22 protein-coding genes and 1 tRNA gene are annotated in these 23,664 nt (G+C 53.6%); 13 read left to right on the top strand and 10 right to left on the bottom strand.

All coding sequences use genetic code 11. The features are described 5' to 3' along the window. Positions 1-36 precede the first annotated feature (36 nt). The gene (locus tag J1G35_RS26680; RefSeq protein WP_223016471.1) at positions 37-840 is read right to left on the bottom strand and encodes a cytochrome c; all 804 of its coding nucleotides are present in this window, start codon (positions 838-840) and stop codon (positions 37-39) included. 640 nt (positions 841-1,480) lie between these two features. Here J1G35_RS26680 and J1G35_RS26685 point away from each other — a divergent pair. From J1G35_RS26685 to J1G35_RS26695, 3 genes are all read left to right on the top strand, one after another. Then, a complete protein-coding gene (locus J1G35_RS26685; protein ID WP_223016472.1) occupies positions 1,481-2,686 on the top strand; it encodes an acetyl-CoA C-acetyltransferase in 1,206 nt (401 codons plus the stop codon). Between the two features lie 16 nt (positions 2,687-2,702). Continuing rightward, positions 2,703-4,850 (top strand): 3-hydroxyacyl-CoA dehydrogenase NAD-binding domain-containing protein, encoded by a 2,148-nt coding sequence (locus tag J1G35_RS26690; protein ID WP_223016473.1) that lies wholly within the window; start codon positions 2,703-2,705, stop codon positions 4,848-4,850. Positions 4,851-4,943: 93 nt separating this feature from the next. Next, positions 4,944-5,669: an amidotransferase gene (locus J1G35_RS26695; protein ID WP_053139437.1), complete on the top strand. Its 726-nt coding sequence runs from the start codon at positions 4,944-4,946 to the stop codon at positions 5,667-5,669. On the opposite strand, the gene J1G35_RS26700 is transcribed toward J1G35_RS26695, so the two are convergent. The 3 genes from J1G35_RS26700 to J1G35_RS26710 all read right to left on the bottom strand — a co-directional run bounded on the left by J1G35_RS26700 (position 5,666) and on the right by J1G35_RS26710 (position 8,409). Beyond that, positions 5,666-6,637, bottom strand: coding sequence for a magnesium and cobalt transport protein CorA (locus J1G35_RS26700; RefSeq protein ID WP_223016474.1), 972 nt, complete (start codon positions 6,635-6,637; stop codon positions 5,666-5,668). The two genes, J1G35_RS26695 and J1G35_RS26700, sit on opposite strands and share 4 nt — an antisense overlap. Before the next feature lie 144 nt (positions 6,638-6,781). Further along, the gene (locus J1G35_RS26705) at positions 6,782-7,504 is read right to left on the bottom strand and encodes a 1-acylglycerol-3-phosphate O-acyltransferase (protein ID WP_223016475.1); all 723 of its coding nucleotides are present in this window, start codon (positions 7,502-7,504) and stop codon (positions 6,782-6,784) included. 212 nt (positions 7,505-7,716) lie between these two features. Beyond that, on the bottom strand, positions 7,717-8,409 hold the full coding sequence (locus J1G35_RS26710; protein WP_223016476.1) for a crotonase/enoyl-CoA hydratase family protein: 693 nt from the start codon (positions 8,407-8,409) through the stop codon (positions 7,717-7,719). 336 nt (positions 8,410-8,745) lie between these two features. Here J1G35_RS26710 and J1G35_RS26715 point away from each other — a divergent pair. After that, a tRNA-Ser gene (locus tag J1G35_RS26715) sits at positions 8,746-8,835 on the top strand. Between the two features lie 88 nt (positions 8,836-8,923). Here J1G35_RS26715 and J1G35_RS26720 read toward each other — a convergent pair. Then, the gene (locus J1G35_RS26720) at positions 8,924-9,244 is read right to left on the bottom strand and encodes a hypothetical protein (RefSeq protein WP_262417430.1); all 321 of its coding nucleotides are present in this window, start codon (positions 9,242-9,244) and stop codon (positions 8,924-8,926) included. 893 nt (positions 9,245-10,137) lie between these two features. Here J1G35_RS26720 and J1G35_RS26725 point away from each other — a divergent pair. After that, entirely contained in the window at positions 10,138-10,659 is a 522-nt protein-coding gene (locus J1G35_RS26725) for a hypothetical protein (RefSeq protein ID WP_223016477.1), read from the top strand. Between the two features lie 198 nt (positions 10,660-10,857). On the opposite strand, the gene J1G35_RS26730 is transcribed toward J1G35_RS26725, so the two are convergent. After that, positions 10,858-11,376 carry a hypothetical protein gene (locus tag J1G35_RS26730; RefSeq protein ID WP_223016478.1) on the bottom strand — a complete coding sequence of 173 codons (519 nt, stop codon included), beginning with the start codon at positions 11,374-11,376 and terminating at the stop codon, positions 10,858-10,860. Positions 11,377-11,380: 4 nt separating this feature from the next. Then, positions 11,381-12,295, bottom strand: a complete 915-nt coding sequence (locus J1G35_RS26735; RefSeq protein ID WP_262417431.1) for an FRG domain-containing protein — start codon at positions 12,293-12,295, stop codon at positions 11,381-11,383. A gap of 70 nt (positions 12,296-12,365) precedes the next feature. Here J1G35_RS26735 and J1G35_RS26740 point away from each other — a divergent pair, with 70 nt between their 5' ends. The 6 genes from J1G35_RS26740 (at position 12,366) to J1G35_RS26765 (ending at position 17,882) form a co-directional block, all read left to right on the top strand. After that, on the top strand, positions 12,366-12,611 hold the full coding sequence (locus tag J1G35_RS26740; protein ID WP_223016479.1) for a hypothetical protein: 246 nt from the start codon (positions 12,366-12,368) through the stop codon (positions 12,609-12,611). A 345-nt stretch (positions 12,612-12,956) separates the two neighbouring features. Continuing rightward, the gene (locus J1G35_RS26745) at positions 12,957-13,151 is read left to right on the top strand and encodes a hypothetical protein (protein ID WP_223016480.1); all 195 of its coding nucleotides are present in this window, start codon (positions 12,957-12,959) and stop codon (positions 13,149-13,151) included. A 12-nt stretch (positions 13,152-13,163) separates the two neighbouring features. Next, positions 13,164-13,430 carry a hypothetical protein gene (locus J1G35_RS26750; protein ID WP_223016481.1) on the top strand — a complete coding sequence of 89 codons (267 nt, stop codon included), beginning with the start codon at positions 13,164-13,166 and terminating at the stop codon, positions 13,428-13,430. A 183-nt stretch (positions 13,431-13,613) separates the two neighbouring features. Further along, complete coding sequence (locus J1G35_RS26755) at positions 13,614-14,894, top strand: hypothetical protein (RefSeq protein ID WP_223016482.1); 1,281 nt, start codon at positions 13,614-13,616, stop codon at positions 14,892-14,894. 913 nt (positions 14,895-15,807) lie between these two features. After that, positions 15,808-16,524: a recombinase family protein gene (locus J1G35_RS26760; protein ID WP_223016483.1), complete on the top strand. Its 717-nt coding sequence runs from the start codon at positions 15,808-15,810 to the stop codon at positions 16,522-16,524. Between the two features lie 662 nt (positions 16,525-17,186). Next, positions 17,187-17,882 (top strand): hypothetical protein, encoded by a 696-nt coding sequence (locus tag J1G35_RS26765; RefSeq protein ID WP_223016484.1) that lies wholly within the window; start codon positions 17,187-17,189, stop codon positions 17,880-17,882. A 227-nt stretch (positions 17,883-18,109) separates the two neighbouring features. Here J1G35_RS26765 and J1G35_RS26770 read toward each other — a convergent pair whose 3' ends face one another. Continuing rightward, complete coding sequence (locus tag J1G35_RS26770) at positions 18,110-18,913, bottom strand: short-chain dehydrogenase (protein WP_223016485.1); 804 nt, start codon at positions 18,911-18,913, stop codon at positions 18,110-18,112. Between the two features lie 99 nt (positions 18,914-19,012). Beyond that, entirely contained in the window at positions 19,013-20,482 is a 1,470-nt protein-coding gene (locus J1G35_RS26775) for a site-specific integrase (RefSeq protein WP_223016486.1), read from the bottom strand. Between the two features lie 394 nt (positions 20,483-20,876). On the opposite strand from J1G35_RS26775, the gene J1G35_RS26780 reads away from it, so the two are divergent. Both J1G35_RS26780 and J1G35_RS26785 read left to right on the top strand, forming a co-directional pair. Beyond that, positions 20,877-22,436, top strand: a complete 1,560-nt coding sequence (locus tag J1G35_RS26780; protein ID WP_223016487.1) for a diguanylate cyclase — start codon at positions 20,877-20,879, stop codon at positions 22,434-22,436. A gap of 114 nt (positions 22,437-22,550) precedes the next feature. Continuing rightward, on the top strand, positions 22,551-23,087 hold the full coding sequence (locus tag J1G35_RS26785) for a hypothetical protein (protein WP_223016488.1): 537 nt from the start codon (positions 22,551-22,553) through the stop codon (positions 23,085-23,087). 133 nt (positions 23,088-23,220) lie between these two features. On the opposite strand, the gene J1G35_RS31085 is transcribed toward J1G35_RS26785, so the two are convergent. Next, positions 23,221-23,487, bottom strand: coding sequence for a short-chain dehydrogenase (locus J1G35_RS31085; protein ID WP_262417432.1), 267 nt, complete (start codon positions 23,485-23,487; stop codon positions 23,221-23,223). Between the last annotated feature and the right edge of the window lie 177 nt (positions 23,488-23,664).

Raw genomic sequence — 23,664 nt, forward strand, 5'->3', positions numbered from 1 at the left:
AACACAGCCGGTCGACTGTAGGAGCCGTGTTCAGGTTCAGGGCTGCTTACGCCCCGCCATATGCTTCAAATACCCCACCAGCAACTCCAGCTCGCTGTCAGGCAACACACTGGCGGCGAACGCTGGCATCTTCGCCTGTGGCCAGTGCCTCAGGCTCTGCGGGTCGCGGATATAGCGCTTGAGGAAGTCGCCGCTGAAATATTCCGTAGGGTTGTAGGGCACATTCAGGTCCGGCCCCACCTGCGCATCCCCGGCGCCATTAAGGCGATGGCAGGCCAGGCAGTTCTTCTGGAACAGCGCAAAGCCCTGGTTGACCGGATCATCAGCCGCCAACGTCGGGTCGGGCAACAATGCCGGAAAACGTTCAGCCACCGTCTTCAACTGCTTGATCCCGGAGATCTGGAATGGCCACTGCTCCGGGCTGATATGCCCGGCCTGAGGATCGGTCCACACCAGATAGAACGGCCCGGCACTCGGCTTGCCGTCTGCCAATGGGGGCCAGGGGTGGGCCGGGTCTTCCACGGCCAGCCACGCGCGGGCGCCGTTTTTTTGCAGCAAGGGGGCGGCCGTCAGTTCGGCGGCGAATCCATCCAGGGCAACGGCTTGCAGATGGTCATCGGGCTTAAGACCCGCTAGGAGCGCTGCCAGCGGTACTGCGCGATAGGTCATGTTGCGCTTGTAGGAAACGTCATCGACGATCTGCACCGTCTGCGCTTCCGGATGCTTGAGCAGGTCGGCGGTTTCCCACGTCTTGCGGGAGTGATCCAGCTCGACGGTCAATTGCGCCGCCGAGGCGGGCAGGGCGAGCAACAAGGCAAGGAATGCGAAGATCGGTTTCAAGACGGCGGCCCCGTGTTAAGTGGCGATAGGGCCCACGATACCGGAAAAGCGCGTGTAAAAAGGCAGCCCCTGCAACAGGATCGCTATGCACGAAGTCCCGGCAGGTGCTGCCAAAAGCTGTAATTCTGAAGCACAGAATAGGGGTGCAGAGGGTTCACCCAATGATCTTGGTCAGGTTGGGCAAAATCAGAATCAATGTGGTGGCGAACAGAATAAGTCCCGCCTGACGTACTTTCGAATGTTTGAACATGGCTGACTGCCTTTTGTTGTTATTCCTGAGCGTCAAATGCGTGCCGGTGTATTTCAGTATCGCAAGGTGACGTGTCGCTTTTCTTACAGTTGCTCCAGCAAAACCCGGCAGCAACTTCTTACTGATTGAACCTTAGAGCCGTCGTTCTGCGCGGCTTAGATCCATTTCATATTACTTAATCAGGATTTCAGCTTAAAAAGGCATGAGGCATATCGCCATCTTGGCGCCAATACCTTGGCTAGACAGCTAAAACGATTAATCCAGCAATTACCTTAGTTGCCTACCGTTCGTCCGAGCATGGCGGTCAAAAGCAATGAGCGCATCCGTCATTGAAACCGTGTCAATCGGGCCTAAGGTAAGGGCACTACTGCGCAATGGTTCGAGGACGTCATGACCCAAGCTTTGATCTTTGATGCGATACGCACGCCCCGCGGCAAAGGCAAGGCCGATGGCGCCCTGCACAGCGTCAAGCCGGTAAACCTGGTGGCCGGCCTGCTCACGGCGCTGGCGCAACGCAACGACCTCGACACCCACCAGGTGGATGACATCGTGCTCGGTTGCGTCACGCCGGTGGGCGACCAGGGCGCCGACATCGCCAAGACCGCCGCCCTGGTGGCGGACTGGGCCATCAGTGTCGCCGGTGTACAGATCAACCGCTTCTGCGCCTCGGGCCTGGAAGCGGTCAATCTCGGCGCGATGAAAGTGCGTTCCGGCTTCGAGGACCTCGTGGTGGTCGGCGGCGTGGAGTCCATGTCCCGTGTGCCCATGGGCAGCGATGGCGGGGCCTGGGTGCTCGACCCGCAGACCAATATGCACAGCCACTTCACGCCCCAGGGCATTGGCGCCGACCTGATCGCTACCCTGGAAGGTTTCACCCGCGAGGACGTCGATACCTTTGCCCTACACTCCCAGCAGAAAGCGGCCAGGGCGCGTGCAGACGGTTCCTTCAACAAGTCGCTGATCGCGGTGCAGGACCAGAACGGCATTGTGCTGCTGGACCATGATGAATTCATTCGCGCCGATTCCACCCTCGAAGGCCTCGGCAAGCTCAAGCCCAGCTTCGAAATGATGGGGCAGATGGGCTTCGACGCCACCGCATTGCGGGTCTACAGCCATGTGGAACGCATTCATCACGTCCACACACCGGGCAATAGCTCCGGCATCGTCGACGGCGCCGCGTTGATGTTGATCGGCTCCGAAGCGAAGGGCCGCGAGCTGGGCCTGCAACCTCGGGCGCGCATCGTCGCCACGGCCGTCACCAGCACCGACCCGACCATCATGCTCACAGGACCTGCGCCGGCCACCCGTAAAGCGCTGGCCAAGGCCGGTTTGCGCGTCGAAGACATCGACCTGTTCGAGGTCAACGAAGCCTTTGCCTCGGTGGTGCTCAAATTCATCAAGGACACGGGCATCGACGCCGCGCGCGTCAACGTCAACGGCGGCTCCATCGCCATGGGCCACCCGCTGGGCGCCACGGGCTGCGCGATCCTCGGCACCCTGCTCGACGAACTGGAGGCGCGCCAGCAGCGCTACGGCCTGGCCACCCTGTGTGTGGGCGGCGGCATGGGCATCGCCACCATTATCGAACGTCTCTGAGCCCAAGGAATTTGTCATGACCGATGCCATTCGTTACGAAAAAGGCCAGGACCAGATCGTGGTGCTGACCCTCGACATGCCCGGCCAGAGCGCCAACACCATGAACGCCGTGTACCGTGAGGCGATGGCGGCCACCGTCGCACGCCTGCAAGCGGAAAAGGACGACATTGCCGGTGTGGTTATCACCTCGGCGAAGAAGACCTTTTTCGCCGGCGGCGACCTCAATGAACTGATCAAGGTCGACAAGGCCCACGCCAAGGATTTCTACGCCAGCGTCCTGGTGTTGAAGGCACAACTGCGCAGCCTGGAAACCCTCGGAAAACCGGTGGTGGCCGCGATCAATGGCGCAGCCCTCGGCGGTGGTTGGGAGATCTGCCTGGCGTGTCATTACCGCATCGTGCTGGACGACAAGTCGGTACAACTCGGTTTGCCGGAGGTCACCCTTGGCCTGTTGCCAGGCGGTGGTGGCGTGGTGAGGATGGTGCGCATGCTGGGCTTGGAAAAGGCGTTGCCGTATTTGCTTGAAGGCAAAAAAGTTCGGCCACAGCAAGCGCTGCAAGCCGGGTTGGTCGATGAGCTGGCGGCAGATCGCACGGAGCTGCTAGCCAAGTCCCGCGCCTGGATTCTCGCCAATCCGCAGGCAAAGCAGCCGTGGGACAACAAGACCTATCAGATTCCCGGCGGTACGCCGTCCAGCCCGAAAGTTGCGCAAATGCTCGCCATCGCACCGTCGATTTTGCGCAGCAAAACCCATGGCTGCTTCCCGGCCCCGGAGAAAATCCTCTGCGCCGCCGTGGAAGGCGCGCAGGTGGATTTCGACACCGCACACCTGATCGAAACCCGCTACTTCACCGAATTGGTCACCGGGCAGGTGGCGAAAAACATGATCGGCACCTTCTGGTTCCAGCTCAATGAAATCAATGCCGGCAGCTCGCGGCCTCAGGGCTTTGCGCCTTACGTGACGCGTAAGGTCGGAGTGCTCGGCGCCGGGATGATGGGCGCGGGCATCGCCTATGTCAGCGCCTGTGCGGGCATCGAAGTCGTGCTCAAGGACATCAACCTGGCAGCCGCCGAGAAGGGCAAGGTACATTCGGCGGCGCTGTTGGACAAGAAGGTCAGCCGTGGGCAATTGACCGCCGAGCAGCGCGAAAGCACCCTCGCGCAGATTCATCCTACGGCTTCAGATACTGATCTGGCCGGCTGCGACCTGATCATCGAGGCCGTGTTCGAAGACCGTGAACTCAAGGCCAAGGTCTCGGCTGCCGCACACAGTGTGGTCGGTGCCGACGCGGTGATCGCCTCCAACACGTCCACCTTGCCCATCAGCGGCCTGGCCACGGCGGTGCCGGATCAAGGCAAGTTCATCGGCCTGCATTTCTTCAGCCCGGTGGACAAGATGCCCCTGGTGGAAATTATCAAGGGCGCCCGCACTTCGGACGAAACCCTGGCCCGAGGTTTCGATTTCGTTCTGCAAATCAAGAAAACTCCGATCGTGGTCAACGACAGCCGTGGGTTCTTCACCTCGCGGGTGTTCGGCACCTTCACCAATGAAGGCATCGCCATGTTGGGCGAAGGCGTGGCTGCGCCGATGATCGAGACCGAGGCGCGCAAGGCGGGTATGCCGGTGGGGCCGTTGGCGGTGTCCGACGAAGTGTCCCTCAGCCTGATGAGCCATATCCGACAGCAGACTGCCAAGGATCTGCAGGCGGAAGGTAAAGCAGTGCCGAGCCATCCGGCGACGGTGGTGATTGATCTGTTGGTGAACGAGTACAAACGCGCGGGCAAGGCGGCGGGGGGCGGTTTCTACGAGTACCCGGCGGGCGGGCAGAAGCATTTGTGGCCTGAGTTGAAAGCGCGCTTCGAGCGAGCCGACCAGCGGATTTCAGCTCAGGATGTGCGCGACCGTTTGCTGTTTATCCAGGCCATCGAAACTGTGCGCTGCGTGGAGGAGGGCGTGTTGATGTCCACCGCGGACGCCAACGTGGGGTCGATCTTCGGGATTGGCTTTGCCGCCTGGAGTGGTGGCGCGTTGCAGTTTATCAACCAGTACGGCCTCAACGACTTTATCGCCCGCGCCCGCTACCTGGCCGAACAGTATGGCGAGCGGTTCTCGCCGCCGGCGTTGTTGCTCGATAAAGCCGCACGAGCTGAAGTATTTCGGTGATCAAAGAGCATCCTGCGGGGCTTGCCTTGGAGGGGTATTTCAAGGCAGGCTCTGGGGTGTGCATTATTCCCATCACCGTGTCAGGTATTTTTTATGTCGCTACGCGTCTGTATCCTGGAAACCGATATCCTGCGTCCAGGCTTGATCGATCAGTACCAAGGGTATGGGCAGATGTTCAAGCGCCTGTTCTCCAAACAGCCGATTGCCGCCGAGTTCGTGGTGTACAACGTGGTGCAGGGCGAATACCCGTCGGACGACGAAGTGTTCGATGCCTACCTGGTGACCGGCAGCAAGGCCGATTCCTTCGGCACCGACCCATGGATCCAGACCCTAAAGACCTACCTGCTCGAACGCTATGAGCGCGGCGACAAGTTGCTGGGCATCTGCTTCGGCCACCAATTGCTGGCGCTGCTGCTGGGCGGCAAGGCCGAGCGCGCCGGGCAGGGCTGGGGCATGGGCATTCACGACTACAAACTCGATGCCAAGGCACCGTGGATGAGCCCTGAAGTGCCAGAGCTGACGCTGTTGATCAGCCACCAGGACCAGGTCACCACCTTGCCGGACAATGCCACAGTCATCGCCTCCAGCGAGTTTTGCCCGTTCGCCGCCTACCACATCGGCGACCAGGTGCTGTGCTTCCAGGGGCATCCGGAATTTATCCATGACTATTCCCGCGAGTTGCTGGAGATTCTTCAGACAACCCTGGGCGAAAAAATCTACACAAACGGCGTAGCCAGCCTGGCGCGCGACCACCACGGCGTGACCGTGGCGGAATGGATGATGCGTTTCGTGGCGCACAAGCCTGAGGCCCGAGTTTAAAGCCAGCCCGAGCGCTTGAAACTGGCCCACAAGCCCGTGCAACCGAACGCAATAAACCCGAGCACCGCAAAATAGCCATAGTGCCATTGCAGCTCGGGCATGTTCTGGAAGTTCATCCCATAAATCCCCGCCACTGCGGTGGGGAACGCCAGGATCGCCGCCCATGCAGCAAACTTGCGCTGCACCACGCTCTGGCGCGAGGCCTCAAGCAACACACCGATCTCGATGGTCTGGCTGGCGATGTCGCGCAGGGTGGTGAGGTCTTCCATCTGCCGCGTCACGTGGATCTGCACATCGCGGAAATACGGGCGCATGTTCTTGTCGATAAACGGGAAGCTCAGCTTCTGCAGCTCTTGGCTGATCTCCACCATCGGCGCCACATAGCGCTTGAGCCGCAGTACATCGCGGCGCAGGCCATGGATCTTCTGGATATCGCGCTCGCTCAACGAGCTGCACAACACGTTGCGCTCCAACTCATCGATCTCGGCGTGGATCGCCTCGCTCACTGGCTGGTAGTTTTCGGTGACGAAATCCAGCAGCGCATAGAGTACGAAATCTTCCCCATGCTCCAGCAACAGCGGGCGCGCCTCACAACGCTGGCGCACGAAGCCGTAGGACGCCGAGTGACCATTGCGCGCGGTAATGATGTAGCCCTTACCGGCAAAGATATGGGTCTCGATAAACTCCAGCTTGCCGTTCTCGCGCACCGGTGAGTAGGTGACGATAAATAGTGCGTCGCCGAAAGTTTCCAGCTTGGGCCGGCTGTGTTTTTCCAGGGCGTCTTCGATGGCCAGTTCATGCAGGTTGAACTGGCGTTGCAGGTTGGACAGCTCCTGGGCGTTGGGCTCTTCCAGGCCGATCCACACAAAGTGATCGGGTTTGGCGGCCCAGGCCGCGCCTTCGTCAAGGGTGATATCAGTGACTTTCTTACCGGCGCTGTACACGGCGGCCGCAACAACTCTACCCATGGTGCTGATCACTTCTTATTAGGAGGACAGGTGTTGGGCAGCTTAGCCTGAATGACGTTCCGTTGTTTCTGCTGCGCACGCCTGCTTTTTGTGGCGAGCACAAGCTTGCTTGCGTTGGCCCGCGACGCGCCCCGCAAAAGGTATTCAGGCAGATTGCAATTCGCGGTCCATGGCCGTGATGCACTCGTCCATCTGTACCTGACAGGTCTGCATCAACTGCGGGATGTCATCTGCCGTCAGGCCAACGGTAGGAATGGGCGGCAATGAACGTATGAGCACATCACCACTGTTCCAGCGATTAAGCCGCATATGGGTGACGTAATTGCTGACACAGACCTGCACGATGGGCACGCCGGCGGCGATGGCCATATGAAACGCGCCTTTCTTGAACGGCAACAAGCCTTTGCCCAGATTGCGCGTGCCCTCCGGAAACACCCAGATCGAGGTGTCCTGATGCTGCAACGTATGAGTGGTGGTGAGCATCGCGCGACGTGCCTTGTGCGCATTGCCGCGGTCGATCAGCACATTGCCCGCCAGCCAGAACAATTGGCCGAACAGCGGTACCCATTTCAGGCTCTTTTTGGCGATACACACGGTGCGATGGGGCACCACGGTGCCCAGCACAAACAGGTCATAGTTGGACTGGTGGTTGGCGATGATCACGCACGTGCCGGGCTTGTTGCGCAGGGAGTCGACATCGGTCTTCACCTTCAGCCGCAGCATCCACATGGCCGGCAGCGCATAGAGGCGTGCGCACAGGCGACTGTTGTCCGGGTTGAACGGGCGGCAGACCCCGAGCAGAACGCCCAGCACACCGGCGATCATAAAGTGCAGGCCCATCAACAACATACGTAACAGAAAAAGCATCAACACGGCCCATCGGGACAAAAGGTGGCGCAGTGTACGGACGTGCACTGAATTCGGCAATTGCCCCTAAAGAGGTAGGAGATGGGCGATGTTTAAGCGCATGTTTCAACATATGCCAACATGGGCAGGCTAGAGCGGCTAAGTACGTTTCGGATTAATTTGTAAGAAAAAGCCCGATGCAAGATCGGGCTTTGATGTTTCGGTTGTAGGACTTAACTCAGGATATGGCCCTGATCCTGGATGATTGCCTCATCCAACGCCTCCAGCAGCGCCTTACGCACCTTCAGCTTGGTGTGCTTATGCGCATTCATATTCAGTTTCTTCAACTGACGTGCCGCTTCCAGCGCTGCCGCCTGCAGCTCTTCAGGTGCCACCACTTTGTCGAGGAAGCCGGCCTGCAACGCGCCCTGCGGGTCAAACATTTCGGCATTGATCACCGACCGATGAAACGCCGATTTACGCAGGCGGTCACGCGCCAACTCGATACCGGCGTGGTGCATGGTCATGCCAATCGCCACCTCATTCAGACCAATGCTGAACGGGCCTTCGACACCAATCCGATAATCGGCCGACAACAACAGGAAAGCCCCCTTGGCCACCGCATGCCCAGGGCACGCCACAATCACCGGGAACGGGTGCGACAACAGGCGACGCGCCAACGTCGAACCCGACGTCACCAGGCTGATGGCTTCTTTAGGGCCGGCCGTCATCACCTTCAAATCATAACCACCCGACAGAATCCCCGGCGTGCCGGTGATGATCACCACCGCGCGGTCCTTCTCAGCCTGATCCAGCGCTGTATTAAACGCACTGACCACATCCGGAGAAATGGCATTCACCTTGCCGTTGCTCAGGGTCAGGGTCGCGATACCGTCTTCGAGGTGGTAAGCAATCAACTCACTCATGACGCGGTTCCTTGTAGGATTTGTTATAGAGAGGCTGTTTATAAAGGCGCATGCGCAGACGTTACCCACCACGCCCGCCCCGGTAAAGCGCCGTGACTGACTGCTCAGTCAGACTTTTCCCGTGCAGTAAGCGCTGCAAGGCCTGAGGCAGGGCGCAACACCCGCCCCAGACGCAGGCCGCCCATGCCCAAGAATGGCAGAATCACCACCCCTCGCCGGGCGACTACCGGCATAGCCGTCTAACCGCATGAAAATTCTGAAAAAAACCTTTGCCATCAGAAAGGCTTTCGACTACATTAGCGCGCCTCGACAGACTGAACTGGTTTGACGAGATACGGTGAAGTGTCCGAGTGGCTTAAGGAGCACGCCTGGAAAGTGTGTATACAAGAAATTGTATCGAGAGTTCGAATCTCTCCTTCACCGCCACATTTAGAAAAGCCCGTGAATTCAGTTACTTAGAGTTCGCGGGCTTTTTCGTTTGTACGTAGCAATTGTACGTAAAGAATCCCTCCGTTTAGCCCTTCCCATGTGGGTACACCGCGCCTGAACTCTGGTAACGCTGAAGCAGCCCTTTTAGGAAGTCTGTCACACGAGCGTCATCCGTCAGAAACCCCAATACCTCAGTCCGCTCTTGCTCAGTCAGATCAGACAGTGCATCTGGGAGTTCGCCACGGTACTGAGCGCAGATGTCCATCCACGTATTATCTTCTTCCTCCGTGATGCCGTAGTGGATTAGTAGCCAGTTATAAGCTTCAAACTCCCCACCAAAACCTGGTTCGCCCCACACACGTTCCATCTCTGTCAACACGCTGTCGAACAACTCGTCCTTGGTCATAACTGTCCCTGCTCAGTTGGTGTACCTGCACTGGTGTATAGCAGATTGCCTGTGCTTTTGAGTTGAATTCGCTACAGTCTGCCCGCATAGCAGATAATTCATCACAAATCAACTAAAAGTGAAACTTTTGCTTGACCTGGGGCAGAAACGTGCTACAATAATATAACTAGAGAAGAAAAGTTTTAGCACTCTTCCACTTATGTAATTCCCCTCTTCGGTTGCCACGCTGCTTAGCCTCAGTTGTCACAACCAAGCACACGTTGATCGCATTACCGCAAATGGGCGATGCAACTACCCCGCACTTACTAAGCCTGAGTCAAGACTCCAACGGTAGTCTGTGTGGGCAATACCGTTACAATTCCTCGTGCCTCATCTTCTCAGTCCTCCTTACAGACAGCAGATGTGGTTGCACCCAGTCGCAAGGTCTTAGGATGCCTTTCCACAAGTTAGCAGTCTTGGCGACGAATACTGCTCTAATTCCGCTTCATCAAATTCCTCCCCGTAGAAGCTTCCCACAGCAAGCTGATGACAACTCTCGCCACTAGTTGCTACGAAAACTGGCCTAGATTTCACATGCTCTTGAAGCATCCTCCGAATAATCATTTGCATCCTTTTGACCAGCCAAGTGCTGGTTATTTTTTAAGTATTTCAGAATCCTCACAACTCACATCACCATACACAGGAGACATTTATGTCTGAAAGAGAAGAATCCGTCATTGTTAAATGCGCATGTTGTGGCAAGACAGTGATTGTAAAACACCGATCCAAGCGCCGCTGCTGTAGCCATGCTTGTTTCATGAGACTTTACAGGCTCGACAAGAAAGCTGCTGAACAAGTTAGTTCTGCACAAGCCGCAAACCAAATACCCACTTTATCCAAACTGGAGAATCAAAATGACCACATACGCACCTGACCAATTCCGCAAAGTCCTGAAAATCGAACAAGCGGCGTATATCCAATTCGCAATCGAACGTGCCAAAACAGCATTACCCCAGCATGAAGGTAGCCGTAATCCTACAGGCAGAACAACTTTCTACGTTACTTCCCCTTTCGAAGCTATGCAGAGATGGGCTGAGCTTTCTGCTCAAGGCTGGGAATTAGACTCTAACTCCACTTGCCTGCTCGTGGCCCCGCAAACTCCACTAGCCTTTACCGCTATCGCCCCAGCAAGCGTATTCGAAACATATCTCCCTCTGATCGCTGAGCGTGCAGAACAGGACTATCTAAAAGAAGTAGAAGTCCACAACAAGCAAGCCCAAAAGCTGAGAGATCGAGCAGAGTTTATTGAATCTGAAGTCAAACGCAGAAAAGACGAGCGCCTAGCTCAACTTAAAGCCGATCTTGCCAAAGAATTCGATAATCGTGGTCGTGTCCAGTTCATCACAGAGAGCGATACACAGCTCCACGCTCATTGATAATGGGCAAGCTATGAGTCTGCTTTTTCACGTGGATTACAGCAGAGCCATCAAACGCTCTGCTACTTGAGAAAGTTATGGCTAGCCACCATACTCTTCAGTCGCCATACAGCTCAAGCATAAAACTCGAAAAATTTAAGACCGTCCGTGCTTTTGCGAGCCAAAATCTTTAAGAATCTTTTTTCATAAAAGCTACTGCTACCAATCTCCCGAGATGGCGGCACTAGGACTATATCCGCCCGGATATTTACTGTAGTCATAGTTGCCATAATAGTCTTGTGGAAGCTTGGAGCCGAATCTAACATCAATCTCTCTAAGGGTGCCTTGTATTTCTGGCTCATGATGAACGTGGTGTATGTGCTTCCTCAGTATGTGATCGTCTCTCATGATGCTGCCCGTTAGACTATTTGCTCCTTGCTCCAGTTCTGGCATGAAGCATTTGGAGGCGCTGGGCAAGAAGTCTTCGAACGTAAGCGGGGTGTGAGTTGAGTAGCCAGAGGTGTTAATGTATTCGGCCCAGCAAAACCCCCACTTTACGGAGAGACTTCGATATGTACCATCTTTCAAATGCTGCCTTAACTCTGCTAGCCTCGCTTTATAAGCCAGAGTATCAGTACCAAGCAATTCAAAGCACTTCGAACCCTCAAACAGTTCGTACTCTGCATACCTGACCTTGAATTCATCAGATGTTTCAACATAGCGAATGATGATAGACATGCGCTCAATCGTCCCCGCTCATTTGGTTATATTCATCCTGAAGAGAGCTAGAAATTCTGACGCCTACTTCAACATTAGCCCAATCTCTAACACTCTTCGCCACGCCATTGAAACCCGGAAACAACGTTGAACCATCAACTCCAAATCGGGAGCAAAGATTCAACAAGTCAGGGGCTTCAGAAACTGGCAGCGTAACCTTGATCAAGGGGTTGTAAGCACCAGTTTTTAGATAAATTTCTTCAACCTCTTCAAGTGCTTCTACATGGTAGAAATCATTAAAGCTGTAATCTCTAACGTTGTGTGTAGTAAATAAGCCAGACTGGGCAGCTTGATTTTTGCTCGTCCCTCCCGGAGTCCTTATCACCTTTACTGTCTCCCAGTATTTCGCTTGAGATGTATCAAGTGCCCAGATAGCAATCCTTGGCATATTCATACTATCTATCTCAAGGTTAGCTGATGAAGCAGCAAAGTAACAGGCGACTAAGCTCCTCTCTGTCCAGTCTAATAATCGTGTAGGCACATCATAATGTTGTGCAACCGCCATAATCTCGTAAAGAGAAGCAGGAGGCCAAGGTGTATGAGCACTTAGAAATGAGTTCATTTCATTATGAAACTTACTTTTTAGTTGTTCTGTATAACCTGGAACAGTCAGGCCGGACTTGTCGCAGCCATCCAAGAATCTTTTGAGAATTTCCAGCTCCAGCGTCACCTGCCCAGAGCTTGTAGCATCAAACATCCTTCTTGGTGATCCATGTGCGAACGAACCAGCACCACGTCGACATATAGAGGGCGTGAGTCTGTAGCGGTCGTCGGGCTGCCCCCTAAAGATATATCGCCCTGTATCCCACATTGGATTGAGGGGCGACACATAGTCGAATAACTGGCGCGCAGTGCTGAAGGGCTGTTCGAATGGGGTCATCAATCCTTGATCCTGTGCAGGTTGGACAACCTTCAGTGTACTCGATTGTCATTATTGCCAGCAAACGCCTATGAGCGCGGATGCCCTCCTTCAAGCCGCTACAAAAACAAGCCAAGTATTCAATACTCCGATCAGCGCGACCAACACAATCAATGCCTTTATTGCAGGGAGTGCGACAGAAGCTGACGCAGCTAAGTTTACGGATCAAGTCAGGAGCGAGATTAATACTCTTTCTTACACACTCCCCGAACTCGCTAACGGCACTGTTATTGACATGTTTGGTTCAACAAGGGCGCAGCAGGCCGAACGACAATAACGGAGGGTAAATAAGCGCCTCTTTCAACTCATCAACAATGGAAACTGAATGACGACCTATGACAACGTTTTTCCTTTACTTCAGGGTGGCCGCACTATCGCTAATCCTTATCTTCACATTCTACACATATGAATCACAACAAGCCCTAGCCAGAGACACTGCCTTTATGATCACGCAAGCACGGCAGTACGCAGATAACCGCATTATTGATTCCCAAACTAGGGTGCTCGATATGGTGGGAGAAGTTTCTAAAGCTACGCGACTACTGGCAATCGTCATCTGCCAGAGAGAGCGCGACCGCTCTCTGTGCAGTGGCAACTTACATACACAAGGAGAACCCAGGCAATGAAGCTACCTTACAACCAAATTAACAAGCAATACGATCAGTACGAAGCCGCATACCACTACTTAGAAGACTGGTACGGACACCATGTGCCGTATATGTTTGCTGATCTGATCCCACACCTGCTCAGATGCATTGATGCAGGAGTTAGTGAAGCCCAGTTTAAGCGTGACGCAAAAACCATGTACAGCATTTAATGAGAGCAAACAATGAGAGCTATAGAAGAAATAGCCCGAGACGTCCGTATCAACGATCTACAGAGAATATACCCAAACTCGGAAAGAGTCTTTCGTGAAGTCGTACTCAAGCAAGTTGGCGATGTGGACTCGCTAGCTTACGCCAAAGAGTTTATCCGCCTACAGAAACAGGCAGAGCTTCTAAAAGCGTACAACGAAGCCAACCAAATTCCAGAAATACCACAAGAAACTGACATTGATATCACAGTGCGTATTCTGAAAGAGAAGTACGCTAAGTAAAGCTGTTCTACCTCAAGTCATCCAATTCATCAAATGGAGAAAACTCTATGAAACTCAACACGTGCAAACAGTGTGACCGTGTATTCGCAGCCACGAAGGTTAAACCCTTTTGCTGCGGAGCATGCCGTCGCCTACATCTTGATACACCACACCATACAGCTAACCTAGTCGGAGCAAACACTAATGATCAAAGCAACACAAAAACAATCGAGTAAGCAGCATCGCCGTACCTGCAAGAATCCATCCTGCAAATCTAAGTTCTCTACAACTGATAGCCGCAAGGTGTATTGCCGTCCAGACTGCCAGGCAGCGAAGCACATCATCACCAAGCGTAAATCCACATACGAGATTCCGAAGACTAACCACTTCATGGTGTACATCACCAAGGAGGTGCAACGTGCTGGGACGCTCCATGTTTTGGATCAACTGGTGGGAAGTGTCGAAGCCTTGGAAGCTCTTTACACAGTTGTTCGCATGCGCTTGGTTGCCAACGTTCTAACTGGGCCAACTATCTCCGCTGACGGTAAACGTACAGACCCGTTCCATGCCGGTCACATTGCACCAGTGAGACACGAATACGTTCTTGGGATGCTCTGTGCGGAAAACTTGATCGTCTTGCCTGCCAAACTCAACCGTACCCACTCCAACGCTCATATCAATGGAGCAGGCGTGTTCATGTACCGCTCTGACATGCAGATCAGGAACACCATCCTTTCCAACGATCAAGACATTCTGGAACGTGCCATCGCATACATTGGCGTTGATACCGTCGCTGAGTTCTGCAAAAAAGCCAAGCTAGCACCCTCGCAACGTGCAGCGGCGTTAAACAAACTTTTTGCTTTGGTAGACCCTGCTGACGAATCTCACGCCCCATACATCGCCCTCCTGGCCGACAAGAAAGCCACGACTCCCCAACTGGTAGCTGCAATCGAAGCCATTCAGTGCAAGGAGCAGTTCAAGCCGCTAATGCGTGGCGAGAAGCTAACGCCATCTGCAATGTTGATCCAAGAGTTGATTCGTCATGCTGCGTTCAGGCCAGAACTGGATGATTACGCCGCTATCTGCCGTGCATACACCAATGACGGCTACCACTTCGACGCCCTGTCCGTTGACTCTCAATCCATCCTCAGCAGACTGCTACACGGTGAGTTTGAATCTGAAGACGTTACCGACGAACTGAAATTCGACCTGAGAACTCCAACACGCGCAGCAAACGCCAGAGCTGAAAGAATTGCACAGCGTCAAATCCAACTTAACGCCGAAGAAACAATCCGTGCAGCAGCACTAAAGAAACGTCAAGCGACTTGGGAATTCGCAGCTCTTGAAGCTGATGTCTGTTCTGGCTTCCAAGCTGATTACTGCTTCATCCCGTACATGATGCCGCCGTTGACTCTCAATCTGACAAAGGGACGTCATGTACCATTTTCCGGGTCCATCCTGCTTAACGGCGAAGTTGCGTTCTGAGCACCGGGAAAGGTCGCTGTAAGTGCTCTTATCTTGGAATGAAGATTGAAGTGATACCCCTCTGAGAGCCACGGGTTACGTGGCCTACAGCGTTTCCCACTCTGCAAATTAGCCTGCCCAGAGCATGATGTATCAGCCTCCGTGCGAGAGCACGACAAGAACATCAACGATAGTCTGACGCTATCGAAACTCCTTGACAGAAAGGCTGAATTCATGGACACTGCGTGTTCTCACGCGGTGTACGCTCCAACTGGAATGGCGCCTGCGGAGCATCGATCTTCGCACCACCGCTGTACTTCCTGGTACCCCGCCCATACATACACATGTCACCACAGAACAAAAAGCTTCTGCTCTTGATGTTGTTTGAATGATTACCCCGTGTCGGTTACGACATAGAGTTACATCCCCTCTGGCCGTTAGGTCAACTGTATTACCCCTATTTTATTGTGGGTATAACTTCATAAAACATCCTGAAAAGCCTTTCAATTTGTACCATTTGGTACATTTTGATTCGCAACTTTCCAGTCGCCAGGCTTGCCCGGTACGCGCCCTTCAAGTCGTTCCCACTCCAGATAGTTCGCCTGTAACCCCTGTGTTCATTGGCTCACAGCCATGTGTGAAGATTTCTGTTTCCAGGTTTACGCCAGTTGAGCGGTCTTAGATGGTGGGCAGATTGCTAAGCGAGTTGCTTTCTCTCCCGCGAAGAATTGGTTTTTTGTCATTTTGGAAGGTTGGACAGCGCCAGATCGCTCCACAGGCCACACCTCGCCAACTCAGTCAACGCTGTGGCCGCCCATTCTCAAGTGAGAAGTAATCCCATCTAAATCCAACCAACAACATCATAACGTTTTGTAGACGAACGTCAGCAGTGTGTTATGATGATTTCATCACCAACGATGACAGGGGGCGAACAATGAAACAGGTAGTGGCTTATGCACGTGTAAGTACTGACGATCAGTCACTTTCCGTTGCTGGTCAGTTCGCCGCTATCAAGATCGCTGCTGAAGCCAACGGCTGGGAGATTGTTGCCCAGTTCACAGATGAGGGTGTGTCAGGCTCCATTGATCCTTTGGAACGCCCCCAATGCCGTCTGGCTCTCGCTATGGCTAAAGGTTTGAATTGCCCAATCGTGGTTCACCGTCTCGACCGGCTTGGACGTGATCACGCACACTTCATCACGCTGCAAAAGAAGTTTAAGTTCATCGAAGCTGAGGACGTGCATGGCAGTGGTTTGGTGCGCAATATCAAGTCCCTGCTGGCTGAAGAAGAGTTGATCAAGATTCGCCAACGCACCAAGGACGGACTAGCGGAACTGAAGAAGAACGCACTCTTGGATACACCCAAAGGTGCAGAAGCTCGCCAGAAGATTGCCAACCGGGATGCTGGCCGTAGGGCTGCATGGGCTGTAGGGAATGGTGCCGCTGTAGCTGCTAAGGCAGTCAAAGCCAACATCCGTGCAAAGTCATTGGAAGCTGAGCTAAAGGCTTGCTTATACGATGGTCAACCGACCCTGGCCGCTATCGCTAAGTGCCTGAACGACAAAGGAGTCACGACTGAGCGGGGAAGCTCATTCCAGCCCATGACAGTGAAGCGCCTTATGGAACGTCTGAATCTTTCTCTCCCGAGCTAGCTTTGAAACATTCGCCCCCCCTCAGGTAGGTGTATACCGGAATGAAGATTGAAGTGTAACTACTCCACAGGCTACAGCCTGTAAGGGGTTCAGCTCACACCGTCATACACACCAGAGTGCGAACACATGGCGAGTGCAACGAGCATTCACCTTCGACACTTAACACATAGCCCGCCATTGAGCGGGCTTTCTCATGCTCTCAGCTCTGTGTCGTAACTGCACCCTGTCATAGAGCGCCTGACAACACTTACATGCCACGCTGACACGACAGAGCATCACCGCAATACTCGCTCTAGATCGCCTCTCCAAGAGCCTCCCAGACGGCTACAGAAGGCAGGCAGTGCATAGGATGCCCGTCACTTATTTTAGAATTGCTCAGCTTTCAAAACAGGGTAGCCGAGTTGGCGTTAAGAAGCTGTGCGGATAACCCCATCTTCCAGATGCCACGCCCCAGTCATTATTTTTGCCCCAGCTGAATCAAAGAACGCCCTCAAGTACGTGACTCTCGCGGCGCGGGATTTGGATTCGGTACAGAAATTCAGCGATTGATACTGACACTCCAGCAGCCTGACACTGCCTGAGCCTCATTAGAGACCCACTGATGTGCTGGTCAGCTAAACCGAAATACGCCATCATTACGCCACATTCAAATGGAGTTTGTGATGATTATTTCTGATGCGTTGCTTGACCGAGTCAATGAAGACCCGATCAGCGTATGCCTTGAGGTTTGCCAGTTGGCAAGCCACCATGCAAATAAATTAGATTCGGATGCTCAACTGGAGGTCTGCCTTTTCTTGGCCGCAGTGATTGACGGCGGCCTTCTCGATTATCAAGGAGATATTCCTCGCCCTGAAGATGGGAAAATTCATAGGGTGACATCTAATAACTTCGTTGCGACTGTGCAGTCCCAAATCGAGGCAATAGTAAAGCGTGAATCTGCCATTTCCTTCCAGCGAGAGGCAGAGAATCGCTTTAAGCAGATCATAAAGAGTGGCTTTGGATACGATTTCTCTGAAGCAGATGTAAACCGTGTTCAAACTCTCATAAACGAGCTGCGAACGCTGCTTACTGCGGACAGCTCGCTAGATGACGATCATAAAAGACGCTTGTTGAATAGACTTGAAGCATTGCAGAAAGAGTTACACAAAAGAGTTTCGGACCTGAGTAATTTCTACCATCTTATAGGTGACGCTGGAGTCGCTGTAGGCAAGCTCGGAAAAGACGCAAAACCTTTTGTTGATCGCATCGCAGAGATTCTCCAGATCGGGTGGAAAGCTCAGGCTCGTGCAGAAAAGCTCCCTAGCAGTGCTGACAATCCCATGATCGGGCATGATGGAGAAGTACCTAAACTTGAGTGATGCAAATCGGGCGCCCTCACTGGTTAGCTGAGGCGCCCTCATTGATGCCAGACAAAAAAGAAGCCCCCAATTAAGGAGGCTGATTCCCACGGCGGGAATTTGGTAGTCACGTCTGAAATCGTCCAGCGGGACGACATTTCAACTCACCCACTTAAAGTGGTTCCTGTCTGGCGGTGGGCGTGGCTTTTCGCAACATTACGCCCACTCGGACAGCGCTCAACTTCGGACTACTTACCTGCACTCGCTTTACTGATAAGACTGTGGATAGCCTTCCTTGCCTGCTCCAGTTTTTGCTGCTTTGCCGCTGCCGCTATTTTTTCGTCTAGGACCATTTCAATTCCCATTTTTACGACAGGAAACGCCGCTAGACACTCGTTCTCTGTCAGTTCGTGCAGACCCTGACTTAGAATCTTGTACATCAAATGGTTCTCCACAAGGAAGTCGGGTAGGTGCCCTGCTAGCAGTTGTATCCGTTCAGCCATGCGACCTTTGCGGTACGCCTCCTCATCCCAACCGTCATCGCTTTTCGCGGTCTGATAAGCAGCATCGACAAGATTCTCGAAAATTCGTCTCAGGTACACAAATGAGCCTACCCCTACACCGTGCGCAGCCAAGCCGATGGCTTTGTTGAGCTCTTTGAAATCATCTTTACCCAACACAGCAGCGTATTGGCGTACATCGTAGGTATTCAGGTTCGCTAGAGATGGGTGCTGTCCAATTTTCTGCATCGTCCTGCCTTCCACCTTGAACAGGAAGAACAACTCGTGACCAGCATTCCTAGAACATTTGAGCACGACAACAAAACGCCCATCCCCCACCCACGCCTCAGGGTTATGAGAGATGGTCCCACTGATGTACTGGCGGAAAATACTGTGTGCATTACATTCAGGGCAGTATGTGTCTATTGGCTCTCGGGAATACGCAATATCCCATCCCGCTTGACTCTGTTCTTTAGCAAAGGTGAATCCTTGGTACAGAGGGTATGAGATGTAGAACTCTTGTGGGCTCGGCGGCTCTTTGAGTACGGTCATACAGGCTGGCTCTGAATGGCTAGGCGGTTAACGTAGCACATCGACACTATCCACTGGCAGGGCAGTGGATAGCAGAGGGCCGGCTAGCGGAAAGGCGGATTAGCCGTCCTGTGGGGTGAGGGCGGGCAGTCTGGAGATGGCTGCCAGCTTCTGTGCTGCGCTCGCACCCTTTGAATACACGTCATGCGTCACTGACCCAGTCTCATGACCCACCAGCTCTTTAGCCAAGGCATCTGGTACGTCTGCCCTAATCAACTCGGTGACTACGGTATGACGGAAACTGTGGAAGACGTGGAGCCTGCTGAAGCCTGCTGCTGTACGCAGTCTGCCAAACGCTTTGGAGATTGCGTGTGACCGTTTTCCATACTTGTCGGCTGACTCTGCTGGAATCAGAAACGTGTCTGTACTGTCCTTGACCAGACGATCAACCGTGGATAACAGGCTTGGATGAATCGGCACCACACGCTTACTCGCCTTGCTCTTGCTCCTTGGGAAGTCAAAGCACTGAACACCATCAACGGTTATTACGCTGTCCTTAGTCAGTCGGCAAAGCTCTTCGATCCTGGCCCCCGTGTACCAGCCCAAAGCGATGAGGTCTGCAAGCGGTTGGTCATCATTGTCCAGCGCGGCACGTTGCAGCTTCAAGGTGTCAGCCTTTGTATAGATTTCCCTGTCCTTGCCTGCCGTCTCCGCACCACCACCCTGTGGCAGATCATGCCCAACAAACGGATTCACCTTGTCCTTAAACTGGTCACGCCACCCGGCGTCATACTTCATCGCCCACTTCCAGAACGCCGTGCCAGCCATCAGATACTGACTCAGTGTGGCGGGCGCTCGGTCTAGGGATTTCAGCCAACTATCTACGGTATCGAAGTTCAGAGCCAAATCGTCTTTTTTCAGGAACTCCGACAGACGCTCCATCTTGCCCACCTGCTGATCGATGTGTTTTGGAGCGCCGCCACGGCTCTCCCTAAACTCCCGGAACGTCTTGAGACGGGCAGTGGTGATTGGCGACCGAGGTTTACGCATGCCGCCACCAGCCGCAATGGCTTTGATTTCATCGCGTTCCTCTGGGGTTGGGGTATAACGCGTCTCATACCGTTGAGCCACAGCAGATTTGAACACCTCGCCAATCTCATCACTGAGCTTGAATTGCCCCATTGGTACTTGGCTGGCTTTCTGAACCAAGCCCTTCATGACGCGCACGAATCCTTCATTTTCGTTCATGAATTCCTGCATTTCAGCATGACTGGGGATGCGAGCAGGTAGTGGGATATCTACGCCAATGCGAGCCGCTTTCGACCACTTGGTAACGGTGTCTACCGCTTCAAGTGAGGCGGCGAACGAGTCTTGCCAATCTTGAGGGAGGGGGTTGCCAGATCGGGCGGCTTTGATTTGGGCTTTCCATGTGTGGAGGATCGGCAGGCGTCTTTCCATCGCCTCCTTTCGTGAACCTGTGCCCAGTGACCGGGAAAGAATCTTACGACCATCAAAAGCTTTCTGAACGTCCTTGGGAACGGCCAGACGTACATGGAAGGTGCCGCCCTGTAACTCAAGATTGTGTGACACGCTCAGCTCCAACGCAGTCAATTGTACGTAGAAATTGTACGTAAAATACCGACAAAAGCTAGGTAATACAGGCGATAAATGGTTTTAGGATCGTAAAAATCGAATCTCTCCTTCACCGCCACATTATGTAAACACAAACCCCCGGTTTTCCTAGAGAAGGCTGGGGGTTTGTGGTTTTGGGCGTTTGAAAAGACTGTGTAGGGCCAATACGAGGCTGGCGGTGTTTTCTGCGTGCTGTGCCCGAATCCATCGGCTCTGCAGGTGCAGGGCAGGGTTCTGCGTCTATCGTATAGTTGCTTTCGGCCAGGGTTGAGTGCTCAAGTGTGTGGTAAACCCAGGCGAGTCTTGCTTCATCGAATGGTTTGTAATTCTTCGCTCCAATCGGATTGCGTTAATGACCACACGACCGAAGCCCAAGCTCAACCTCCGCTTTCTGATTCTTATTTTTGTACTGCTTTCTGCCGTCGCCACCCTGGTCAACAGTTTTTGGGTGACCTTCAAGATTCAGAAGCAGGAGCTGATTGAGAATGCGCTGGACGTCAACAAAGCCTACGCCTCTCGAATTGCCACGAGTGTCGAGCAAGTACTGAACAGCGACCTCGATAAATTGAAGTACGGTTCAGTTGGCATCGGCAGGGCTTTTGGCGACACGTCATATTTGGCCGGCGAAGTTCAACGCCTGTTTGGGCAGGACGCCAGTTTCAACTCGGTACTTATCGCCGATGCTGCGGGAACAATCATTGCGTCAGCACCCGAGAGTCTGCATCTCAATGGTCGCACGCTGCAGCACAAAGAGCCCCTCAGCCTTCGCACGGCGAAAATCAGCCACGCCTTCAAGTCCATCGCAGGCAATCTGGTGGTCTTCATCTCTCACCCCATATTTGACGTAAAAGGCGAGTACCTGGGCCTTGTAGGCGGGAGTATTCAACTTGAACAGAAAAATACTCTTCAGGCCCTGATGGACACCAATGTCCGTAAGGATGGTGCGCATGTTTATCTGATCGACAGCTCCCGGCGGGTGCTCTATCACAGTTATCCGGCGCAGATCGGCAGCATTATGGGCAAGGGGTTGATCGCTGAAGCGGCACTCAGCCAAGACGTGGGTACCTTGGAAGCGCCGGATGAAAATGGCGTGGAAATGCTCGCGGGTTTCGCCAAGGTGCCCAGCAGCGGCTGGGGCGTGATCTCGCAGCAGCCACTCGCCAATATAGAAGCCGTCCTGCGACAGACCATGGTCAAGGTTGCGCAGGGTATAGCGCCACTCGCTCTGTTCGGCATCGTATTGATCTGGTGGTTGGGGGCGAGGATTTCGGCGCCACTGTCCAGGCTCGCCGATTGCGCCAAGCGCCTGGATACACCTGACAGCTACGAACGCATCAGCGCAGTTCCCGCGCGCTATTTCGAAAGCTGGCAAATTCGCAGAGCGCTGTTGCTGGGCGCCACCTTGCTGCAGGAAAAGCTTGGCAAGCTGAACCAGCAGGCACAAACCGATGCATTGACCGGGCTGGCCAACCGTCGCGCGATGCAGGACGTCCTGTCGCGCTGGCTGGAAGCTGAAAAAGGCTTTGCCGTCGTCTCCATGGACATCGATCACTTCAAGCGCGTCAACGATACGTTCGGCCATGGCGTAGGTGATGAGACGCTGAGGGCCATCGCGCAACTTATGCAGCAGAACTCACGGACCAACGACTTACCCTGCCGGGTGGGTGGCGAGGAGTTCGTGTTGTTATTGCCCGGCAGTTCGCTTCAGATCGCGGCGGACGTCGCCGAGCGACTGCGAGCGTCGATCGCCGCTGCGGAGATAGAGACTGTCGGGCACATCACCGTCTCGCTCGGCGTCGCCTTATGGCATCCCACTGGCGACTCGATTTCAGCGGTGCTTGAGAGGGCCGACCAGTTGTTGTACCAGGCCAAGCAGGGCGGACGTAATCGTGTGGTGGTGGAACAGCCTTGATGTGACGCGAGGCTCATCCGGTTATAAGAACGACCGCCGATAGGGTAATCCGGATTTATTCCGTGAACGCCTGCTTCAATGCCTATGCCGATGATGCACATCCGGAAAATGCGCATGGCTATGTTTCATCGCACTGTGCGTAGAAAAAAGGGGCCAGATTTATTTGATTTTATGATTTATAGCGGTATCGCCATGAGTGCCAATCTGCTGCTGGGGGGCTGCACGGGGATTCTGCTGCTTGCTCTCTCTACAAACTGCTTTGCTGCATCCTGTGAATACGTTCTGGCTGCACTTCAGAAGGATCACCATCTGTCGTTGGTAAAACAAACCCCAGAGAAGCTAACCACTGAGTATCGCGACGGTCCGAATATCACGCTTTCCTTGTTCTGCCCATTTGATAAGCCGAACGTGATGGTTTCATGGGATGGTCAAAACCCAAACCAACAGTTCTATGACTTAGTAGGTCGAGCAGGTAGTCTCATTTCGCCCCGTACTGCTACGGATATCGTTGAAGTTTCAAAGCGGTGTCGTCGGCAGGCGATAAATGGGGTTGGAGAGATTGCAAGTATCGAGCAAAAGGACCTTGTCATTGAGTGCCAGGCATTCAATCGTGATGGTGGTGCCACTATTGTTTTTGTATTTGCCCAGTAGTGTCGGATAGGAATTGATCAAAAAAGGAAAGCAAAAGGGCACAGATTTATTTGATTTTTAAACACCCCCCTGATTTCGAAAGAAACCAGGGTTTTGTGATTTTCGGATTCTGAAAAATTCTGTGAGGATTAAATCACGCGCCCGCCACATCCATCCGTCGGCCTATGACATCCAGCAAATCGCATCCGTCTCGCAGAGGGATTGAGCAGAGCAATGCAAAATCGCTCAGAACAACGGCATCGCAGCTGATTTCACTGCGTAGTGCGAGGTTCTCCAGGACTTGGGTGACGGCGTGAAGTCGATATGTCGCGGCATCGAGCAGTATCTGCAGAGGCGCGGTGGTGTCGACAAAAAGAGCAGGAGTGGCGCTATCGTTGCTGTGCAATACATCGCTTATCAAACTTAAAATAACTCACTGATTTTTAAGATTTAATATTTCATCCTGAAGTCTTGAGCCTTGTATAAGCAATTTCAGGCGACCGCATTCCTGTGGCGAGCGGGCTTGTCCCGCGTTGGGGTGCGAAGCGCCCCTGATGAAAACGTATACGGTGTATCAGGCACTCATCAGCGCCTGGTT

It is taken from the genome of Pseudomonas sp. SH10-3B (assembly GCF_019891415.1).
In the GTDB taxonomy this organism is placed as follows: Bacteria; Pseudomonadota; Gammaproteobacteria; order Pseudomonadales; family Pseudomonadaceae; genus Aquipseudomonas.

What these genes read in the sequence shown, in the direction of transcription:
- J1G35_RS26685 (WP_223016472.1), top strand. Translation starts at nt 1,481, where the DNA reads ATGACCCAAGCTTTGATCTTTGATGCGATACGCACGCCCCGCGGCAAA.
- J1G35_RS26690 (WP_223016473.1), top strand. Translation starts at nt 2,703, where the DNA reads ATGACCGATGCCATTCGTTACGAAAAAGGCCAGGACCAGATCGTGGTG.
- J1G35_RS26695 (WP_053139437.1), top strand. Translation starts at nt 4,944, where the DNA reads ATGTCGCTACGCGTCTGTATCCTGGAAACCGATATCCTGCGTCCAGGC.
- J1G35_RS26700 (WP_223016474.1), bottom strand. Translation starts at nt 6,637, where the DNA reads ATGGGTAGAGTTGTTGCGGCCGCCGTGTACAGCGCCGGTAAGAAAGTC.
- J1G35_RS26705 (WP_223016475.1), bottom strand. Translation starts at nt 7,504, where the DNA reads ATGCTTTTTCTGTTACGTATGTTGTTGATGGGCCTGCACTTTATGATC.
- J1G35_RS26710 (WP_223016476.1), bottom strand. Translation starts at nt 8,409, where the DNA reads ATGAGTGAGTTGATTGCTTACCACCTCGAAGACGGTATCGCGACCCTG.
- J1G35_RS26720 (WP_262417430.1), bottom strand. Translation starts at nt 9,244, where the DNA reads ATGACCAAGGACGAGTTGTTCGACAGCGTGTTGACAGAGATGGAACGT.
- J1G35_RS26725 (WP_223016477.1), top strand. Translation starts at nt 10,138, where the DNA reads ATGACCACATACGCACCTGACCAATTCCGCAAAGTCCTGAAAATCGAA.
- J1G35_RS26730 (WP_223016478.1), bottom strand. Translation starts at nt 11,376, where the DNA reads ATGTCTATCATCATTCGCTATGTTGAAACATCTGATGAATTCAAGGTC.
- J1G35_RS26735 (WP_262417431.1), bottom strand. Translation starts at nt 12,295, where the DNA reads ATGACCCCATTCGAACAGCCCTTCAGCACTGCGCGCCAGTTATTCGAC.
- J1G35_RS26740 (WP_223016479.1), top strand. Translation starts at nt 12,366, where the DNA reads ATGAGCGCGGATGCCCTCCTTCAAGCCGCTACAAAAACAAGCCAAGTA.
- J1G35_RS26745 (WP_223016480.1), top strand. Translation starts at nt 12,957, where the DNA reads ATGAAGCTACCTTACAACCAAATTAACAAGCAATACGATCAGTACGAA.
- J1G35_RS26750 (WP_223016481.1), top strand. Translation starts at nt 13,164, where the DNA reads ATGAGAGCTATAGAAGAAATAGCCCGAGACGTCCGTATCAACGATCTA.
- J1G35_RS26755 (WP_223016482.1), top strand. Translation starts at nt 13,614, where the DNA reads ATGATCAAAGCAACACAAAAACAATCGAGTAAGCAGCATCGCCGTACC.
- J1G35_RS26760 (WP_223016483.1), top strand. Translation starts at nt 15,808, where the DNA reads ATGAAACAGGTAGTGGCTTATGCACGTGTAAGTACTGACGATCAGTCA.
- J1G35_RS26765 (WP_223016484.1), top strand. Translation starts at nt 17,187, where the DNA reads ATGATTATTTCTGATGCGTTGCTTGACCGAGTCAATGAAGACCCGATC.
- J1G35_RS26770 (WP_223016485.1), bottom strand. Translation starts at nt 18,913, where the DNA reads ATGACCGTACTCAAAGAGCCGCCGAGCCCACAAGAGTTCTACATCTCA.
- J1G35_RS26780 (WP_223016487.1), top strand. Translation starts at nt 20,877, where the DNA reads ATGACCACACGACCGAAGCCCAAGCTCAACCTCCGCTTTCTGATTCTT.
- J1G35_RS26785 (WP_223016488.1), top strand. Translation starts at nt 22,551, where the DNA reads ATGGCTATGTTTCATCGCACTGTGCGTAGAAAAAAGGGGCCAGATTTA.